Annotated in this window: 17 protein-coding genes (1 of these 17 running past the window's edge); 7 read left to right on the forward strand and 10 right to left on the reverse strand. The window is 75.0% G+C overall.

Going from position 1 to position 18084, the window contains the following annotated elements:
• Positions 1–3 precede the first annotated feature (3 nt).
• The 4 genes from cseB to RVR_RS21140 all read right to left on the reverse strand — a co-directional run bounded on the left by cseB (position 4) and on the right by RVR_RS21140 (position 3288).
• Entirely contained in the window at positions 4–687 is a 684-nt protein-coding gene (gene cseB / locus RVR_RS21125) for a two-component system response regulator CseB (protein ID WP_202235348.1), read from the reverse strand.
• Positions 688–691: 4 nt separating this feature from the next.
• The gene (locus RVR_RS21130) at positions 692–1513 is read right to left on the reverse strand and encodes a hypothetical protein (RefSeq protein ID WP_202235349.1); all 822 of its coding nucleotides are present in this window, start codon (positions 1511–1513) and stop codon (positions 692–694) included.
• Positions 1501–2031, reverse strand: coding sequence for a SigE family RNA polymerase sigma factor (locus RVR_RS21135; RefSeq protein ID WP_202235350.1), 531 nt, complete (start codon positions 2029–2031; stop codon positions 1501–1503). The genes RVR_RS21130 and RVR_RS21135 overlap by 13 nt, the downstream gene beginning before the upstream one ends.
• Positions 2032–2322: 291 nt before the next feature.
• The gene (locus tag RVR_RS21140; RefSeq protein ID WP_430393242.1) at positions 2323–3288 is read right to left on the reverse strand and encodes an HhH-GPD family protein; all 966 of its coding nucleotides are present in this window, start codon (positions 3286–3288) and stop codon (positions 2323–2325) included.
• A gap of 339 nt (positions 3289–3627) precedes the next feature.
• Between RVR_RS21140 and RVR_RS21145 the strand changes: the two genes are divergently transcribed.
• Entirely contained in the window at positions 3628–4485 is an 858-nt protein-coding gene (locus RVR_RS21145; protein WP_346731465.1) for a hypothetical protein, read from the forward strand.
• 40 nt (positions 4486–4525) lie between these two features.
• Here RVR_RS21145 and disA read toward each other — a convergent pair whose 3' ends face one another.
• Together disA and radA are read right to left on the reverse strand one after the other, a co-directional pair.
• Positions 4526–5686, reverse strand: coding sequence for a DNA integrity scanning diadenylate cyclase DisA (disA, locus tag RVR_RS21150; protein WP_430393157.1), 1161 nt, complete (start codon positions 5684–5686; stop codon positions 4526–4528).
• Positions 5687–6011: 325 nt separating this feature from the next.
• Complete coding sequence (gene radA, locus RVR_RS21155) at positions 6012–7400, reverse strand: DNA repair protein RadA (protein WP_202235352.1); 1389 nt, start codon at positions 7398–7400, stop codon at positions 6012–6014.
• A 152-nt stretch (positions 7401–7552) separates the two neighbouring features.
• Between radA and RVR_RS21160 the strand changes: the two genes are divergently transcribed.
• Positions 7553–9244: a BACON domain-containing protein gene (locus RVR_RS21160; RefSeq protein ID WP_202238864.1), complete on the forward strand. Its 1692-nt coding sequence runs from the start codon at positions 7553–7555 to the stop codon at positions 9242–9244.
• A 21-nt stretch (positions 9245–9265) separates the two neighbouring features.
• On the opposite strand, the gene RVR_RS21165 is transcribed toward RVR_RS21160, so the two are convergent.
• Positions 9266–10105: a DUF3109 family protein gene (locus RVR_RS21165; RefSeq protein WP_430393158.1), complete on the reverse strand. Its 840-nt coding sequence runs from the start codon at positions 10103–10105 to the stop codon at positions 9266–9268.
• 133 nt (positions 10106–10238) lie between these two features.
• Here RVR_RS21165 and RVR_RS21170 point away from each other — a divergent pair, with 133 nt between their 5' ends.
• The 3 genes from RVR_RS21170 to ilvD all read left to right on the forward strand — a co-directional run bounded on the left by RVR_RS21170 (position 10239) and on the right by ilvD (position 14434).
• A complete protein-coding gene (locus RVR_RS21170; protein WP_202235353.1) occupies positions 10239–11228 on the forward strand; it encodes a Ppx/GppA family phosphatase in 990 nt (329 codons plus the stop codon).
• Between the two features lie 364 nt (positions 11229–11592).
• A complete protein-coding gene (locus RVR_RS21175; RefSeq protein ID WP_202238866.1) occupies positions 11593–12396 on the forward strand; it encodes a sugar phosphate isomerase/epimerase family protein in 804 nt (267 codons plus the stop codon).
• A 184-nt stretch (positions 12397–12580) separates the two neighbouring features.
• Entirely contained in the window at positions 12581–14434 is a 1854-nt protein-coding gene (gene ilvD / locus RVR_RS21180) for a dihydroxy-acid dehydratase (RefSeq protein ID WP_202235354.1), read from the forward strand.
• 81 nt (positions 14435–14515) lie between these two features.
• Here ilvD and RVR_RS21185 read toward each other — a convergent pair whose 3' ends face one another.
• Positions 14516–15391 (reverse strand): glycosyltransferase family 2 protein, encoded by an 876-nt coding sequence (locus RVR_RS21185; RefSeq protein WP_202235355.1) that lies wholly within the window; start codon positions 15389–15391, stop codon positions 14516–14518.
• A gap of 105 nt (positions 15392–15496) precedes the next feature.
• Entirely contained in the window at positions 15497–16183 is a 687-nt protein-coding gene (locus tag RVR_RS21190) for an SDR family oxidoreductase (protein WP_202235356.1), read from the reverse strand.
• 81 nt (positions 16184–16264) lie between these two features.
• Between RVR_RS21190 and RVR_RS21195 the strand changes: the two genes are divergently transcribed.
• Positions 16265–16837: a TetR/AcrR family transcriptional regulator gene (locus tag RVR_RS21195; RefSeq protein WP_237404882.1), complete on the forward strand. Its 573-nt coding sequence runs from the start codon at positions 16265–16267 to the stop codon at positions 16835–16837.
• Positions 16838–16884: 47 nt separating this feature from the next.
• Here RVR_RS21195 and RVR_RS21200 read toward each other — a convergent pair whose 3' ends face one another.
• Positions 16885–17352, reverse strand: coding sequence for a hypothetical protein (locus RVR_RS21200; protein ID WP_202235357.1), 468 nt, complete (start codon positions 17350–17352; stop codon positions 16885–16887).
• Between the two features lie 257 nt (positions 17353–17609).
• Here RVR_RS21200 and proC point away from each other — a divergent pair, with 257 nt between their 5' ends.
• A protein-coding gene (gene proC, locus RVR_RS21205) for a pyrroline-5-carboxylate reductase (RefSeq protein ID WP_202238870.1) crosses the window boundary here: on the forward strand, positions 17610–18084 show its 5' portion. It continues 332 nt past the right edge of the window; 475 of the gene's 807 nt are visible here — the first part of the coding sequence; its start codon is at positions 17610–17612; its stop codon lies beyond the right edge, outside the window.

An 18084-nucleotide genomic window follows, 5' to 3' on the forward strand; every position in this document is an offset into this window, starting at 1 on the left:
ACCTCAGGCCCTCAGCTTGTAGCCGAAGCCGCGGACGGTCTCCAGCCGGTCCTGGCCGATCTTCGCGCGCAGCCTCTGCACATGCACGTCCACCACCCGGGTGTCGCCGCCCCACGCGTAGTCCCACACCCGTGCCAGCAGGTGGTCGCGGGACAGCACGGTGCCGGGGGTACGGGCGAACTCCAGCAGCAGCCGCATCTCCGTCGGGGTCAGCGCCAGCCGCTGCCCGGCCCGGGTGACCTCCATGCCCTCGGGGTCGATCGCGATGTCGCCGAAGGACAGTACGGCGCCCTCGTCGGGCCCCTCGCCCGGGGAGGCGGCGCGGAAGCGGCGCAGCACCGCGCGGATGCGGGCGACCAGCACCGAGCCGTCGAACGGCTTGGTGACGTAGTCGTCGGCGCCGGCCTCCAGGCCGAGCACCACGTCGATCGCGTCGGCCCGCGCCGAGACCATGATCACCGGGACCGTGGACTCGTCGCGGATACGGCGGCACAGGCTCACCCCGTCGATGCCCGGCACCATCACGTCGAGCAGCGCCAGGTCCGGGCGCTCCTCGCGGAACGCCTCCAGCCCGGTGACGCCGTCGGGCGCCGCGGTGACCTGGAAGCCGTCCCGTTCCAGGGCGAGCGTGGTCGCCTCGCGGATGACGTCGTCGTCCTCGACGAACAGCACGTGGGTGGCGGCCATGTCCCTATCGTCCCCCACCCGTGCCGCCGGCCGGCGTGGTGGCGGCGCCGGCCCCGGAGGCCGGGGCGGCCGAGGGCGCGGAGGAGGACGGGGAGGCCCCGGGCGCGGAGGACGAGGGGGAGGCCGCGGGGGCCGGGGCGGCGGCCGACGGCAGCTCCGGGTCGAGCAGTTCGGAGTGCGGCAGCGGCGCGGGATCGGTGGAGGTCGGCTCGGGGCTCGGGGTGGGCGTCGTGGCGCCGAAGTCGAAGTAGGAGCGGGAGACCTCGAGGAAGTGGGTGCCGCGCCAGGCGTAGGCGACCGTCTCCTCGCCGGTCGGGTACGCCACCGCGTCGTCGGTCCGATAGACCTCGTGGACCACCTGGAGCCGGCCGTTGATCACGCTGCCGTAGACCGGGGAGCGCTCGTCGGCGAAGACGCAGCGGTACTTCGTGCCGGTCCTCCGGTACACGTAGGCGGCGATGCCGAGGCCGTCGCCGCAGGTGGTGACGTTCACCACCAGGTCGGGGCCGTCCCCCGAGGTGAGGTCGCCCGAGTCGGTGTCCAGCGGGTAGGTCGCGCCGGTGGTGTCGGAGCCGTCGCCGGAGCCGCCGGAGGTGCACGGCTCCAGGTCCTCCCGCACGTCGGCGCTCACGCTGGTGTCGCGGCGCACCATCCCCGCCAGTGCCGCGGGGTCCGCGGCGAGCGCGGGCGCGCCGGTGTCCGGGGCCTTCACCGTCGCGGTCGGGGCCGGGCCCTCCTGCCGGGCGCCGGTCACCGTCGTGCCGCAGCCGGCGGCCGCGACGCAGGCGAGGGCGCCCGCGGCGGTGGTCAGCGCTACGCGGCGCACCGGCTCTCCCTCCGCCTGTATCCGTACCCGCCGTGCTCCAGCTCGTGGCGCAGTCGGGCCAGTGCCCGGTGCAGGGTGCTCTTCACGGTACCCGCCGACATTCCGAGCGCCCGGGCCGTCTCCTCGGTGCTGAGCTGGCCGTAGTGCCGCAGGAGCACCACCTGACGCTGCTGCGGTGCCAGCACCCGCAGCACGTCGCGCAGCATCTCCCGGTCGGCGTGCTGCTCGGCGCCGTCGTCGACGCTCCGCTCCGGCAGGTCGCCGGTCGGCACCTCCTCCAGCCGCCGGCTGCGCCACCACTCGGTCCGGGTGTTGATCATCACGCGGCGCATGTAGGCGTCCGCGAGCCGCTTGTCGGCGATGCCGTCCCAGCGCGGGTAGGTGCGCACCAGGGCGGTCTGTACCAGGTCCTGCGCGTCCACCGGGTCGGGCACCAGCCGGCGGGCGCTGCGCAGCAGGGCGTCCTGCCGGGTCCGTACGTACTCCTCGAACTCCAGAACCCCGCTGCTCGCCGCCATCTGTGCCGCCTCCACCCCGCCGGTTACGCACGCCGTCCACGGCCGGGGAGAAGGGCTCCCACGGCCGGTTCCGACGCTACGAACCGGATGTTGGGCTTTGGCGACCGCCGCCGCACAGCGACCGCACAGCAACCCATCGGTTGTGTAACAGGGGGTCGAGCGGGGCGGCGGGGACGCGGTCCTACCAGGGCCGGTGCCAGGGCCAGGGCCAGGGCCGGGGCGCGAGCCGGAGCCCCGCGTCCGCGTCCGTGTCCGCTTCCGTGCCCGCCCGGGCCGTGCGGCCCGCGGGGGTCAGGCCGGCAGGCGGTAGTGGTCGTCGGGCAGCCGCTCCACCAGGCCGTCGGCGAGGAGGCCGTCGAGGGCGCGGGCGCGCTGCACCGGTTCGCTCCAGGCGGTGTCGAGCAGGGCACGCGGGACCGGGGTGCGGCTGGCCCGCAGGATCGCCAGCAGCCGGCCGCGCACCTGCCGGTCGGTGCCGGCGTACGTCTGGCCGCGCCGCGGCGGGCCCTCGTGCGCGGGCGAGCCGGCCAGCCGCCACGCGCAGCGGTCGGCCACGGGGCAGCTCCCGCAGCGCGGTGAGCGCGCCGCGCACACCAGGGCGCCCAGTTCCATGGTGGCCGCGGCCCACCGCGCGGCGGTGCCCTCGTCGTCGGGCAGCAGCGCGGCCGCGAGCCGGCGCTCCGCGGCCGTGGTGGCGTTCGGCGGGTACTCCACACCGGTGGCCAGGCGGGCGAAGACCCGTCGCACATTCGTGTCGAGCACGATGTGCCGCCGCCCGTACGCGAACGACGCCACGGCCGCCGCGGTGTACTCGCCGATGCCCGGCAGGGCCAGCAACTCACTGTGCTCGCGGGGGACTTCGCCGCCGTGCTGTTGCGCTATGGCCGTCGCGGCGGCGTGCAGCCGCAGGGCGCGGCGCGGGTAGCCGAGCCGCCCCCAGGCGCGTACCGCCTCGCCCGCGGACTCGGTGGCGAGGTCGGCCGGGCGCGGCCACCGCTCCAGCCACTCCGCGTGCACCGGCAGCACCCGGTTCACCGGGGTCTGCTGGAGCATGAACTCGCTCACCATCACCGACCAGGCGCCCGCGTCGGGCCGTCGCCAGGGCAGGTCCCGCGCGTGCTCGTCGAACCAGTCGATCACCGCGCCGTGCAGGGCCCCGGTGGCGGGCAGGTCGACGGGTACGGGTGCCGCCGGAACGGACGCGGACACGGACGCAGGCCCTGGCGTCGGCCCGGGTCCGGGCGCGGGCGCCGACACGGGCACGGTCGCGGGAACGGGCCGGGCGGAGCCGTCGGCGGCGGTGCGCGGGGTGCCCTCCGCCGCGGAGGAGGCCGCCGGAAGCTGGGTGGGTGACAGGTCGTTGCTCATCGCAGACCGATCCTCGCACATGCCAGGGACATCGAACGCGGACGGTCACCGGCGCACGGCGGCGCGTGAGGAGGCACTCCGGGTGGTACGCGGGGGGCGCGGAAGGGGGCGCGAAAAGCGGTGACTTCGGGGCGTAGTAAACGTGATGATCGGCAAAGACCGGAAGTATGGCGGCGGGTGGTGCGGCGCGGCGGTACTGATCTCCCCTAGAGTGCGTCTGTGGGCTCCATGCGCAATCCCGTCGGTCCTCTGCCATCGTCCATCTACTGGCGGCGGCGGGCGGTCCTGCTGTGCCTGCTCGCCCTGGTGGCCGCCGTCGTGCTGGTGGTGGTCAACCTCCGTGGCGGCGGCGGAGGAGGAGGCCACAGCGCGGGCGCGCCCGCCGACTCGCACACTCCGGCGCAGACCATCACCCCGGGCCCCACCCCGTCCGGACCGCACGACGGCAGCGAGCCCGGCGGCCGGGACACCGCGCCCGGCGACTCGTCCGGCGGCTCTTCCGGCAGCGGCAGCGGCGGAGACGACAACGGCGGTACGGGCGGCGGCTCTTCGAGCGGCGCGGGCACCGCCGGCGGCGACGGTTCCACGACCGGCACGGGCACGACCGGCTCCGGCAGCGGCGGCTCCGGCACGGGCACCGGCCCGGTGCCCGCCCCCGGCCGGCAGGTGCCCGCCGGCTCCGCGCTGCCGACCTGCGCGCCCGGTACGGTCACGCTCGCGCTCAGCAGCGTGCTCAACTCCTACCAGCCGGGCCAGGACCCGGAGTTCCGCCTGGTGGCGGCGAACTCCGGTGCGTCCGCCTGCAAGATCGACGTCGGCCCGAAGAGCGCGGTGTTCACGGTCACCGGCGCGCCGGGCGACAGCCACGTCTGGGCGTCGGACGACTGCCCGGCCACCGGCTCCCGCCTGCTCGAAGTCCCGGCGCACTCCTCGATGTCGTACACGCTGCGCTGGAACGGGAAGACCAGCTCGCCGCAGTGCGCGAAGCCGAAGGGCCAGCAGGCCGCGCCCGGCACCTACCTGGTGCAGCTCCAGAAGGCCGGGTACGGCGCCAAGCAGGCGTCCTTCCAGCTCGCGGACGACTGACGGCGTCGCCGCGGGGAGCGGCGCGCCGAGGTGCGGGGGACTACACGTACCGTTCGAGGATCGAGGACTCGGCCAGCCGGGACAGGCCCTCGCGGACCGAGCGCGCCCGCGCCTCGCCGACGCCCTCGACGGCCTGGAGGTCGTCCACGCTGGCGGCCAGCAGCTTCTGAAGGCCGCCGAAGTGCTCGACCAGCCGCTCGATGACGGTGTTGGGCAGTCGCGGCACCTTCGCCAGCAGCCGGTAACCGCGCGGCGAGACCGCGGAGTCGAGCGACTCGGGGGAGCCGGTGTAGCCCAGTGCGCGGGCCACCGTGGTCAGTTCGATCAGCTCGTTCTGCGGGAGCGCGTCCAGTTCGGCGAGCGCCTCGGCGACGGTACGGCTGCGCTTGGCGGTCGGCTCGGGGACGTAGTCGCGCGCGACGAGCTCGCGCTCGGGCTCGACACCGGCGATCAACTCGTCGAGCTGGAGGGCGAGCAGGCGCCCGTCGGTGCCCAACTCCACGACGTACTCGGCGATCTCGGTGGCGATGCGGCGCACCATCTCCAACCGCTGGGCCACGGCGGTGACATCGCGCACCGTCACCAGGTCCTCGATCTCCAGCGCCGACAGCGTGCCGGCCACCTCGTCGAGCCGGAGCTTGTAGCGCTCCAGGGTGGCCAGGGCCTGGTTGGCGCGGGAGAGGATCGCGGCGGAGTCCTCCAGCACGCGGCGCTGCCCGTCGACGTAGAGCGCGATCAGCCGCATCGACTGGCTGACCGACACCACGGGGAAGTTGACCTGGCGGCTGACCCGGTCCGCGGTGCGGTGCCGGGTGCCGGTCTCCTCGGTGGGGATGGTCGGGTCCGGCACGAGTTGCACGCCGGCCCGCAGGATCTTGGTGATGTCCTTGTCGAGGATGAGGGCGCCGTCGAGCTTGCACAGCTCGCGCAGCCGGGTCGCGGTGAACTCCACGTCCAGCACGAAGCCGCCGGTGCACAGCGACTCGACGGTCTTGTCCATGCCGAGGACGATCAGACCGCCGGTGTTGCCGCGGACGATCCGCTCCAGGCCGTCCCGCAGGGCCGTGCCCGGGGCGACCGCGCTGAGCGAGGCACGCATCAGGCCGCCGTCGCCGCCCGTGCCGCCGCCGGCGCGCCCGGAGGAGTCGCCCGCTGCCCTACGAGCCGGGGCGGAGCCCCCTGCCCGGTCGTTGGCTGCCACTCTGCTCCTCACGGTCGCTGCGTTTGGGCAAGTTTACGACTCCCCGCGGGGGGCTCGGGCGGACCCGCCGTAGGCGGGGTGCGCTGGGGGTTCGCGGGACCTTCCGGCTGTGGGCGGGGTGTGTGCGGCCTCGCGCCGTCGCGGTGCCGGTCCGTCCCCGACCGCGGGCCGGTGGGGGCCGGTCGCGCCGTTCCCCGCGCCCCTTCGGAGCCCGCGCCGTGGGATGGCGATCGTTGCCGGGTGCGGGCGGTGGCCTGCTGGGCGCGCGGTTCCCCGCCTCCCCGTGGGGTGCGGCCCACCGCGCGGGACGGGGCGGCCCGAGGGGTCAGGGGCGCCCCGTGGAGCGGCGGGGGAGGGCGCGCAGGGCGTCGGAGACGTCGGAGACCTCGGTCACGCGCATCCCCGCGGGGATCTTCCCGGGGTCCGGCGGGACGAGCGCGTGCGTGAAGCCGAGCCGGTGGGCCTCGGACAGGCGCCGCTGCACACCGGTGACCCGGCGCACCTCGCCCGCGAGGCCGACCTCGCCGACGGCCACGAGGTTCTTCGGCAGGGGCGTGTCGATCGCGGCACTGGCCAGCGCCAGCGCCACCGCCAGGTCGGCCGCGGGCTCGGTGAGCCGCACTCCGCCGACGGTGGCCGTGTAGATGTCCTGCTTGCCGATCGCCTTGATCCGCCCGCGCTGCTCCAGGACGGCCAGCATCATGGACACCCGGGAGTTCTCCAGGCCGGACGTGGTGCGCCGCGGTGAGGGGATCTGGGTGTCCACGGTGAGCGCCTGCACCTCCGCGACCAGGGGCCGGCGCCCTTCGAGCGTGACCGTCAGGCAGGTGCCGGGCACCGGCTCGTCGCGCCGGGTGAGGAACAGCCCCGACGGGTCGGCGAGACCGGTGATGCCCTCGTCGTGGAGCTCGAAGCAGCCGACCTCCTCCGTCGCGCCGTAGCGGTTCTTGACCCCGCGGATCAGCCGCAGCCGGGCGTGCCGGTCGCCCTCGAAGCTCAGCACGACGTCGACCAGGTGCTCCAGCAGCCGGGGCCCGGCGATCGCGCCGTCCTTGGTGACGTGGCCCACCAGGAGCGTGGCCATGCCGCGCTCCTTGGACGCCCGGATCAGGGCGCCGGCGACCTCGCGGACCTGGGCCATGCCGCCGGGCGCGCCGTCGATCTCCGGCGAGGCGACGGTCTGCACGGAGTCGAGGACCAGCAGGGACGGCTTGACGTCGTCGAGGTGGCCGAGGACCGCGGACAGGTCGGTCTCGGCGGCGAGGTAGAGGTGGTCGGCGAGGGCGCCGATCCGGTCGGCGCGCAGCCGCACCTGGGAGGCGGACTCCTCGCCGGTCACGTAGAGCGTGGGGGTCTGCGGGCCCGACGCCTTCGCCGCCACGTCGAGCAGCAGCGTGGACTTGCCCACCCCGGGCTCGCCGGCGAGCAGGACGACGGCCCCGGGCACCAGGCCGCCTCCGAGTACCCGGTCCAGTTCGGGCACGCCGGTGGAGCGCGCGGTGGCCTGGGTGCCGTCGACCTGCGCGATCGGGCGGGCGGCCGCCGTCACCCGGCCCGGGGCGGTGGTGCGGACCGCCGGCGCGCCGCCGAACTCCTCGACGGTGCCCCACGCCTGGCACTCGCCGCAGCGGCCGAGCCACTTCACCGTGGTCCAGCCGCACTCGGTGCAGCGGTAGGAGGGGCGGTCCTTGGACGCGGGTTTGCGGGTGGCCATGCCGTTCACCGTAGCGGGCCGGACCGACAACCGCCGTCACTCGTACGTGCGGGCGCGACGTCACCAATTTGTGGCGGATCGTTACCCGTACGGGTTAAACAGGGCCGGGAGTGCTGAACCGGGGCCGCCCGCGGGCCTACCGTCACCCGGTGATGAGCAGGCACGGAACCCCCAACCCGACGCAGAGCACCGGAGCGCACCGCAAACACCGTGCTCCGTCCGGACGGCCGTGTGCCGACGCGGAGCCGGAGCGGGCCGGCCGCGGGCCCGGCGGCCGCCGCGAGGGCCGCACCGCCCGGCCGCAGGGCACGCTGCCGATGCAGCCGCCGGCGCACTACGAGCCGTACCTGGACGGCCTGTTCACCTACTGCCTGTCCATCCTGTGCGAGCACGACGCGGCCGCCGGCGCGCTCGGCGAGGCGCTGGCGCTGGGCGAGCGGCAGCGGGTCCGGCTGCGCGACCCCGGCCTGCGCAGGCCGTGGCTGTACGCCCTCGCGCGGTGGGTGTGCCTGCGCCGGCTCGCCGCCGGCAGGCCGGTCGCGCCGCACACCTCGGAGCCGGTCGCCGAACAGCGGCGGGCCCAACTCGCGTCGCTGGCCTGGCCGGAGTCGGCCGGCACCACCCCGGAGCAGCGCGAGGCGCTGGAGCTGGCGGTGCGCCACCAGCTCGCGCCGCGCGAGGTGGCCCTCGTGGTCGGGCTCGACGCGGACGCGGCCAGGACCCGGCTGGCGCGGGCCGCCTGCGAGGTGGAGCGGACCCGTACGGCGATGGCCGTCGTGGACACCGGCCGCTGCCCGGAGGTGGCGCAACTGGCCGGCGACACCCGCGTGCTGCTCGGCACCACCCTGCGGACCGAGCTGGTCCGCCACGTCGACGACTGCCCGGCCTGCCGCCGCACCGCCGAGCGGGTCGTCGCCGACGGCCCGTGGCCGGGCGCGGCCGACGCCGCGGCGGTGCTGCCGCTGGTGGAGGCCCCGCGCTCGGCGTCGTACGCGGCGATGCTGCACGCCATGGACACCGGGTTCGGCCGGGTCCGGGAGTCCACGCCGCGCTTCGACCGGCGCGGCTTCCCCGCCGACCTGGGGGACAAGGCCGCCCGGCGGGCGGTGCTGCGGCACCGCGCGGTGACCACCACGGTGGTCGCGGCGGTCGTGGCCGCTCCGGTGCTCGCGGTGTGGGCCGCCTACCGGGCCACGCCGCTGGGCGAGGGCGCGCACGACGGGCCCAGCGCGACCGCGCCGGACGGGATCGACGGGGTGCCCTACGAGAAGGCGGGGAACGCCGGACCGTCGCCGGACGCCCGCACCGTGCAGCCCGGCTCCGGGGCGCCGTCGTCCGCCGGGACACCGCAGGACACCACCGTGGCGGTCACCGGGGGCAGCGCGCCGCCGGCCTCGTCGGTGTCCCGGGGAGCCGGCTGGCTGGAGGTGGCGGCGCGGCCGGGGACCGAGGCCACGTACGTCACGCTCACCGCCGGCGGGGGCGCGCCGGTGGAGTGGAGCGCGGCCACCTCCGCCTACTGGCTGGAGTTCTCCGCGCGTTCGGGCACCTTGAAGCCAGGGGAAACGGTCACTCTTGTGATCCGGGTGGACCACTCCCTGGAGCCGTCGGGTTCGTGGTCGGCGCGCATCCGGTTCACGCCGGGGGACGCCACCGTCACGCTGCAGGGCTCCTCCCGGCGCTCCACGCCGCCGACCTCCGCGTCACCGACCGGGGGGACCACACCGCCCAGCTCCCCGCCGCCGACCTCGTCCTCTCCGCCGCCGAGCAGCGCCCCTCCGACGGAGTCGCCCACGCCGACCGGAACCGCGACGGCCTCCCCGTCGGAGACGCCCTCGGGCTGACCGAGGGCCGGCCGGGGCGCGTCAGGCCCTGTCCGGGCCCACCGGGTCCGCCGGGTGCGGGGCGACCAGCGGCAGCGACGACGCCAGCCGGGCCTCGCACAGCCGCGCCAGTTCCGCGTACCCGGCCGCGCCCATCAGCTCCGTGAGCTCCGGCCGGTAGGACAGGTACACAGGCTCGCCCGCGCCGTGGGCGGAGGTCGCCGACGTGCACCACCAGTGCAGGTCGTGCCCCCCGGGACCCCAGCCGCGCCGGTCGTACTCGCCGATCGACACCACCAGCACCCGGCTGTCGTCGGGCCGGTCCACCCAGTCGAAGGTGCGGCGGATCGGCAGTTGCCAGCACACGTCGGGCTTGGTCTCCAGCGGCTCGCGGCCGTCGCGCAGCGCGAGCGCGTGCAGGGCGCAGCCCTGCCCGCCGGCGAACCCGGGCCGGTTGGAGAAGACGCAGGCGCCGTCCACCACCCGGGTCTGCCGCTCGCCGTCCTCGTTCTCCTCGGCCCAGAACCCGTCCGCCCCGGTGCCGACGGCGTGGAACTGCCAGTCGTCCGCGGTGAGCCGGGCCACGTACCCGGCGACCCGCTTCTCGTCGTCGTCGTCCGAGAAGTGCGCGCCGAGCGAGCAGCACCCGTCGTCGGCCCGGCCCGCCACGATGCCCTGGCAGCCGCTGCCGAAGACGCACGTCCAGCGCGAGGTGAGCCAGGTCAGGTCGCACCGGAAGACCTGTTCCTCGTCGGCGGGGTCCACGAACTCCACCCAGGCCCGGGCGAAGTCCAGCCCGGCCTCGTCGGGGACGCCCGCCCTGGTCGCCGCGGTCGTACCGGCGCTCTTCTTCGTGCCCTTGCGGGTCTTCACCTTCGCCACGCGCCCAAGCGTAAGACCGTAATGCGCCGATTGCGGTCACGCGGGCCCGTGCGCATCCAGATGGGGCCGGACGCCCCCGCCGGTCCCGCTTGACCCGCACCGCCGCCGAACGCCGCTGGCTACAGTTCTGCCCATGCGACTGGGAGTGCTCGACGTGGGGTCCAACACCGTTCACCTGTTGGTGGTGGACGCGCACCCGGGCGCGCGCCCGCTGCCCGCGTACTCGCACAAGGCCGAGCTGCGGCTCGCCGAACTGCTCGACGTGCGCGGCACGATCGGCCGGGTCGGGATCGACCGGCTGGTGGGCACCGTGGCGGACGCGATGCGGGTGGCGGAGGACAAGGGCGTCGAGGACGTCCTGGCGTTCGCCACCTCCGCGGTGCGCGAGGCGGCCAACGGCGAGGAGGTGCTGTCCCGGGTCGAGCGCGAGACCGGGGTGCGGCTGACGGTGCTGTCCGGCGCCGACGAGGCCCGGCTGACCTTCCTCGCGGTACGCCGCTGGTTCGGCTGGTCCGCGGGCCGGCTGCTGGTGCTGGACATCGGCGGCGGCTCGCTGGAGGTCGCCTTCGGCATGGACGAGTACCCCGACGCCGCCGTCTCCCTGCCGCTCGGGGCCGGCCGGCTGACCGGGAGCTGGCTGCCCGCCGACCCGCCCGCCGCCGACGACGTGCGGGCGCTGCGCAAGCACGTGCGGGCCGAGATAGCGCGCGCGGTGCCGGACTTCGCGCGGCACGGGCGCGCCGACCACGCCGTGGGTACCTCCAAGACCTTCCGCCAGCTCGCCCGGATCGGCGGTGCCGCCCGCAGCGCGGACGGCCTGTACATGCAGCGCACGCTGCGCCGCGACGTGCTGGAGGACTGGGTGCCGCGGCTGGCCGCGATGACCGCCGGCAAGCGCGCCGAGCTGCCCGGCGTCTCCGAGGGACGGGCGCGGCAACTGCTGGCGGGCGCGCTGGTCGCCGAGGGCGCGATGGACCTCTTCGAGATCGACGAGCTGGAGATCTGCCCGTGGGCGCTGCGCGAGGGAGTGATCCTGCGCAAGCTCGACGTGATGGTGGGCGAGGTGGCCGGGGCCGCCCGCGACCAGGCGGTCGAGGAGCGGCGCGGCGCCGCCCGCGCCTGAGCCCTCGGCCCGGGTCCCCGCCCCCGGGTTCCCGACCGGGCCGGCGGCCCCGGCCCCGGGTTCCGACTCCGGGCCTGCCAGCTCCCGGCTCCCGACTCCGGGCCTCGCGTCCGGCGCCCGGGTTCCCGCCCGGCCCGAACTCCAGCCCCGCCCGCCCCGCCCCCGGGTTCCCGCTCCGCACCCCCGGCCGGGCCGGCTCCGTCGCCGCCTCACCGTACGGCGGGTGGCGGCGCGCGCGTGGGCGGGCGGTGCCGCCGAACCCGCCGGCCGCCGTACGCTGGCTTGCGTGCCCCAGCGAGCGGACCGACCCGAGGCGTGCGACGCCCTCCGGGGCCGTGCGGCCGGCGTGTCCGGTATCTCCGGAATGACCGGGCCCTCCGGTGCGAGGGTGGCGCTCTCCACCGCCTCGGTCTACCCCGAGTCCACCGCGACCGCGTTCGAGATCGCCGCCCGGCTCGGCTACGACGGCGTCGAGGTCATGGTGTGGACCGACCCCGTCAGCCAGGACGTCGAGGCGCTGCGCAGGCTGTCGGACTACCACCGGGTGCCGATCCTCGCGGTGCACGCGCCGTGCCTGCTGATCACCCAGCGGGTGTGGTCCACCGACCCGTGGACCAAGCTCCAGCGCGCCCGCGCCGCCGCCGAGCGGCTCGGCGCCTCCACCGTCGTGGTGCACCCGCCCTTCCGCTGGCAGCGCGGTTACGCCCGCGACTTCGTGCGCGGGGTGTGGCGGATGGCCGACGAGACGGACGTCCGGTTCGCGGTGGAGAACATGTACCCCTGGCGCTACCGCGACCGCGAACTGCTCGCCTACGCGCCCGACTGGGACGTGACCAGGGACGACTACCGGCATTTCACGGTGGACCTCTCGCACGCGGCCACCTCGCGCAGCGAGGTGCTGGACATGGCGGCGCGGATGGGCGACCGGCTCGCCCACGTGCACATGGGCGACGGCAACGGCTCGGCGAAGGACGAGCACCTCGTGCCCGGCCGCGGCACCCAGCCGTGCGCGGAACTGCTGGGCGCGCTGGCCGCGAGCGGCTTCGGCGGGCACGTGGTGGTCGAGGTGAACACGCGCCGGGCGATGTCCTCGGCCGAGCGCGAGGAGGACCTCGCCGAGGCGCTGGCCTTCACCCGCCTGCACCTCGCGGGCGTCAGGGTGCCCTGATCACAGGGGGCAGCCCCCGGCCGCCGCCCCCCACGGCAGGGTCACCATGCGGACATGCCGTCCGAATCCTGGGCGACCGGCGTAGGCTCGACCTCCAGGCAGTCGCGAGTCCCGGCAGCGCAGACTCGTACGAGCGAAGTGGACCCGAGGCGCGAGAACCCGGGGCCAAGAAGGAGGGGAAACCGTGCCCGAGCTGAGGTCACGTACGGTCACCCACGGCCGCAACATGGCCGGCGCACGCGCGCTGATGCGCGCGTCCGGCGTCGCCAACTCCGACATCGGCAAGCCGATCGTCGCGGTCGCCAACAGCTTCACCGAGTTCGTACCGGGTCACACCCACCTCCAGCCGGTCGGCCGGATCGTCTCCGAGGCGATCCTCGCGGCGGGCGCGGTGCCGCGCGAGTTCAACACCATCGCCGTGGACGACGGCATCGCCATGGGCCACGGCGGCATGCTCTACTCGCTGCCCTCCCGCGACCTGATCGCCGACTCCGTGGAGTACATGGTCGAGGCGCACTGCGCGGACGCCCTGATCTGCATCTCCAACTGCGACAAGATCACCCCGGGCATGCTGATGGCCGCGCTGCGGCTGAACATCCCCACCGTCTTCGTCTCCGGCGGGCCAATGGAGGCCGGCCGCGCCACCCTCGTCGACGGCACCGTCCGCAAGCTCGACCTGATCAACGCGATCTCGGACGCCGTCAACGAGGACGTCTCCGACGAGGACATCCTCCGCATCGAGGAGAACGCCTGCCCGACCTGCGGGTCGTGTTCCGGCATGTTCACCGCCAACTCGATGAACTGCCTCACCGAGGCGATCGGCCTGGCCCTGCCCGGCAACGGCTCGGTGCTCGCCACCCACACCGCCCGCCGCGCGCTGTACGAGCGGGCCGGCACCACCGTGGTCGACCTGGCCAAGCGGTACTACGAGCAGGACGACGCGTCCGTGCTGCCGCGGTCCATCGCCACCCCCGCCGCCTTCGAGAACGCGATGGCGCTGGACATCTCGATGGGCGGCTCCACCAACACGATCCTGCACCTGCTGGCCGCGGCCCAGGAGGCGCAGGTCGACTACGGCCTCAGCGAGATGGACGAGGTCTCCCGCCGCGTGCCCTGCCTGGCCAAGGTCGCGCCGAACGTGGCGCCCGGCGGCACGTACTACATGGAGGACGTGCACCGGGCCGGCGGCATCCCCGCCATCCTCGGCGAGCTCTACCGCGGCGGGCTGCTCAACGAGGACGTGCACACCGTGCACTCGCCCTCGATCAAGCAGTGGCTCGACACCTGGGACGTGCGCGGCGGCTCCCCCTCGGCCGAGGCCGTCGAGCTGTGGCACGCCGCCCCCGGCTGCGTCCGCTCCGCCGAGGCGTTCTCCCAGTCCGAGCGGTGGGAGACCCTGGACACCGACGCGGCGGGCGGCTGCATCCGCGACGTCGAGCACGCCTACTCCAAGGACGGCGGCCTCGCGGTGCTGCGCGGCAACCTCGCCGTGGACGGCGCCGTGGTGAAGACCGCGGGCGTCGACGAGTCGATCTGGACCTTCGAGGGCCCGGCCGTCGTCTGCGAGTCGCAGGAGGAGGCCGTCGAGAAGATCCTCGCCAAGAAGGTCGTCCCCGGCGACGTGGTGGTCATCCGCTACGAGGGCCCGCGCGGCGGCCCGGGCATGCAGGAGATGCTCTACCCGACCTCCTTCCTCAAGGGCCGCGGCCTGGGCAAGGTCTGCGCGCTGGTCACCGACGGCCGCTTCTCCGGCGGCACCTCGGGCCTGTCCATCGGCCACGCCTCCCCCGAGGCGGCCTCCGGGGGCACCATCGCGCTCGTCCAGGACGGCGACCGGATCAGGATCGACATCCCCGGGCGCAGCATGGAACTGCTCGTGTCCGACGAGGAGCTGGCCGCCCGCCGGGAGGCGCTGAACGGGGTGTACGCACCGCGCGCCCGCACCCGCCACGTCTCCACCGCGCTGCGCGCGTACGCGGCGATGGCGACCAGCGCGGACAAGGGCGCCGTGCGCGACATCACCCTGCTGGAGCGCTGAACCACCGGCCCGCCCCGGGGCCGCGGCCCGCGCCGCGCCCCGGGACGGCCGTACGGTCCCGACCGCCGCCCGCCCCCGCGGTCAGATCAGCGGGGGCCGGCCGAGCCTGGTCATCCGCCACGCGGTCGACCACCGCATCGGGCGGCGCGGCGGGCACGGCGTGCGCACCCCCTCCACGAACCCCGCGCACCACGCCCGCAGCCCCGCCCCCGACCGGGTGCGCGCCACGGTCAGCGCCGCCCACACCCCCAGGTACGCGGGCACCAGCAGCACCGGCAGGCGGCGCTTGGCCAGCCAGACCCGGTTGCGGGCGAGATTGCGGTAGTAGACCGCGTGCCGCGTCGGCGAGGTCCACGGGTGCCGCAGCACCAGCTCCGGCGCGTACCTGACGTTCCAGCGCGCGTCCAGCGCCCGCCAGGCGAGGTCGGTCTCCTCATGCGCGTAGAAGAACGGGTCCGGCCAGCCGCCGATCTCGTCGAGCATCCGCATCGACAGACCGTGCCCGCCGCCCAGGAACGTGGTGACCAGCCCGCCGCGCATCGGGTCCGACGCCCGCAGCCGCGGCACGTGCCGACGCGCGGTGCGGCCCCGCTCGTCCACGATCCTGAACCCGACCACGCCCAGCCGGTCGTCGGCCTCGTACAGCGCGCACAGCCGGGTGAAGACGTCCGCGCCCACCAGCAGCCCGTCGTCGTCCAGATCGACCAGGACGTCCACGTCGCCGAACTCCCGCAGCGCCTCGATCGCCACGTTCCGCCCGCCGGGGATCCCGAGGTTCTCGCTCAGCTCGACCCCGGCCACCCCTTCGGGGAGGTCCGGCAGCGGCGACCCGTTGCCGACCACCACGACTCTCGTCGCCGGGGTGTCCTGCGCCGCCACGGAGTCCAGCAGCGCGAGGAGCTCCGCGGGCCGGGTTCCCATCGTCAGAATGGCAACACCTAGTCGAGGGTGGCGCACGGGTGAACTCTCCGTTCCTCGGGGCCGATCCGCCGATGCTAACGCCACACTCAGCGGTTCCCGTCGAGGAATCCCCGTGGTTCGGCCCTTCGTGGTGCCCCCGGCTCACGCCACGGTGAACCCGCCGTCCACCGGCAGGATCGAGCCCGTCACGTAGTCCGCGCCGATCACGTACCGGATCGCGCCCGCGACGTCCTCGGGCCTGCCGACCCGGCCGGCCGGGACGGACTGCGCGACGGCCGCGAACTGGGCCTCGCGCTGCTCCTCGGGCAGGAAGGACCACCAGTCGGTGTCGATGACACCCGGCGAGACCGCGTTCACCCGGACCGGCGCGAGGTCGGCGGCGAGCGGCGAGACGATCCGCTCGATGGAGCCGTTCACCGCCGCGAGCCCGGCCAGTCCGGGCAGCCCGGCCCGCGCCGAGGCCGCGGAGACGAGCGTCACCGACCCGGTGACCTGCGCCCGCTGGACGGCGAACAGGTAGGCGAAGAGCTTCCCTTCGAACGCGGCGCGGAGGTCGGAGAGCTTGATCTCCCTGATCGCGCCGACCCCGACCTGCCCCGAACTGAAGGCGAGCACCAGGTGCTCGAAGGCCCCGATCCGCTCGAAGAACGCGGCGACCGCGGCCTCGTCGGTCCCGTCGACGCCCTCGGCGGTGAGCCCCTCCGCCGCGGCCGCCGCCAGCCGCTCCTGGTTCCGGCCCGTCACGATGACCTCGGCGCCGTCCTTCCGCAGTGCGCGAGCCGTCTCCAGCCCGATACCGGCCGTGCCGCCCATGACCACCACACGCATGTCCGTGCCCCCTCATAGATTCGATACGCGCTGTCTCGTTTTTATATCGAGACGGACCGTCTTGTAAAGTAGGGTGAGCGCATGACGGGTGAGCGGCGGCCGGGCCGGCCACGCAGCGAGGCCGCGCGCCAGGCGATCCTGGGCGCGGCCGTCGCCGAGCTGAAGGAGCGCGGGTACGCCGCGCTGACGGTGGAGGGCATCGCCGCGCGGGCCGGCGTCGGCAAGCAGACGATCTACCGCTGGTGGCCGTCCAAGGCCGACGTCGTGCTGACGGCGCTGCTCGACCTGTCGCAGACGACGGTCACGGTGCCGGACCTGGGCTCGCTCTCCGACGACCTGATGGGCTTCCTCGCCGACACCTTCCGGCAGAGCGGGCAGCGGCCGGTGCTGGTCGGCCTGATGGCGCAGGCGCTGCTCGACCCGGTCTTCGCGGACGCCTTCCGCGACCGGTTCCTCTTCCGGCGGCGCGCGGTGCTCCGGGAGATCCTCGAACGCGCCGCCGCCCGGGGCGAGATCGCGCCGGGCGTGGAGCTGGAACTGCTGATCGACGTGGTCTACGGGGTGCTGTGGTACCGGCTGCTGCTCGACCACGCGCCGCTGGACGAGCAGGCGGGGCGGCGGCTCGCCGACCTGGTGGTGCGGGCGGTGCGCTGAGCCCGCCGTCCGGCCGCCGCCGTTCCCGCGACCACGCGCGCGACCGGCTACGCCCGCGACCTGCCGAACGTACCCGCGACGCCGACCACCGCCGCCACCACGGCCCCGTGCCACAGCCCGGTCCACACCGACCCGAAGAAGCCCTGGCCGGTGAGCACCTGCCGCAGCACCACGTCGGTCAGGAACATCATCGCTGCCGGCACGCACGCCACCTGCCACGGGTGCGAGCGCGCCCAGCGCCGGATCCGCCGGTCCCGCCCGCCGCCCCGCGAGGAGTAGCCGAGCACCGAGCCCGCCCCGCCCACGCAGAAGAACAGCAGCGCGGCCACCGACAGCGCCCCGGTCAGGACACCGAGCCCGAAGTGCCCGTGCACGAGGTGCAGGGCCAGCGACACTCCACCGCCCAGCGCGCCCACCACGGCGGCCGGCCGCCAGGGTCCGAGGGTCACCGAGGCCACGGCCAGGTGCCGCTTCTCCGCGCCCGACACAGTGATTTCACGGGATGAACGACTCATACCGCTACGGTCCACCCCGCACCGCGCGCACGCCATAGGGGATGACCCTGAACCGACCCCCACCGCCTCCCCGGGGCGCGGCGCCGACGCGGCCCGGGCGCGCGCCCCCGGACACGACCGGGTGCCTGCCCGATCCGAGGACGCGCGCCCGCCCGAGGAATGGACACGTCCACCACCCCACCCCCGCCCCTGCGAGGATGACGGCACAGGGAGCCCCGTACCGCTTGAGGTGAACCGTCATGACCGCCACCACCGCGCTGACCCAGACCGTCGCCGTCCTCGGCACCGGCAAGATCGGCGAGGCGCTGCTCTCCGGGATGATCAGGGCCGGCTGGGCCCCCGACGACCTGCTGGTCACCGCCCGCCGCGCCGAGCGCGCCGAGGAACTGCGCATCCGCCACGGCGTCCGGGCCGTCGACAACGCGCACGCCGCCAAGGCCGCCGACACCCTCATCCTCGCCGTCAAGCCGCAGGACATGGACGCCCTGCTCACGGAGCTCGCCCCGCACGTCGGCGCCGACAAGCTGGTGATCAGCGCCGCCGCCGGCATCCCCACCACCTTCGTCGAGGACCGCCTCACCGACGGCACCGCGGTCGTCCGGGTCATGCCCAACACCCCCGTGCTCGTGGACGAGGGCATGTCCGTCATCTCCGCCGGCCGGCACGCCGACGAGACGCACCTCGCGCGCGCCGAGGCGATCTTCCAGCCGGTCGGCAAGACCCTGCGCGTCC

Source organism: Streptomyces sp. SN-593 (assembly GCF_016756395.1).
Lineage (GTDB): Bacteria > Actinomycetota > Actinomycetes > Streptomycetales > Streptomycetaceae > Actinacidiphila > Actinacidiphila reveromycinica.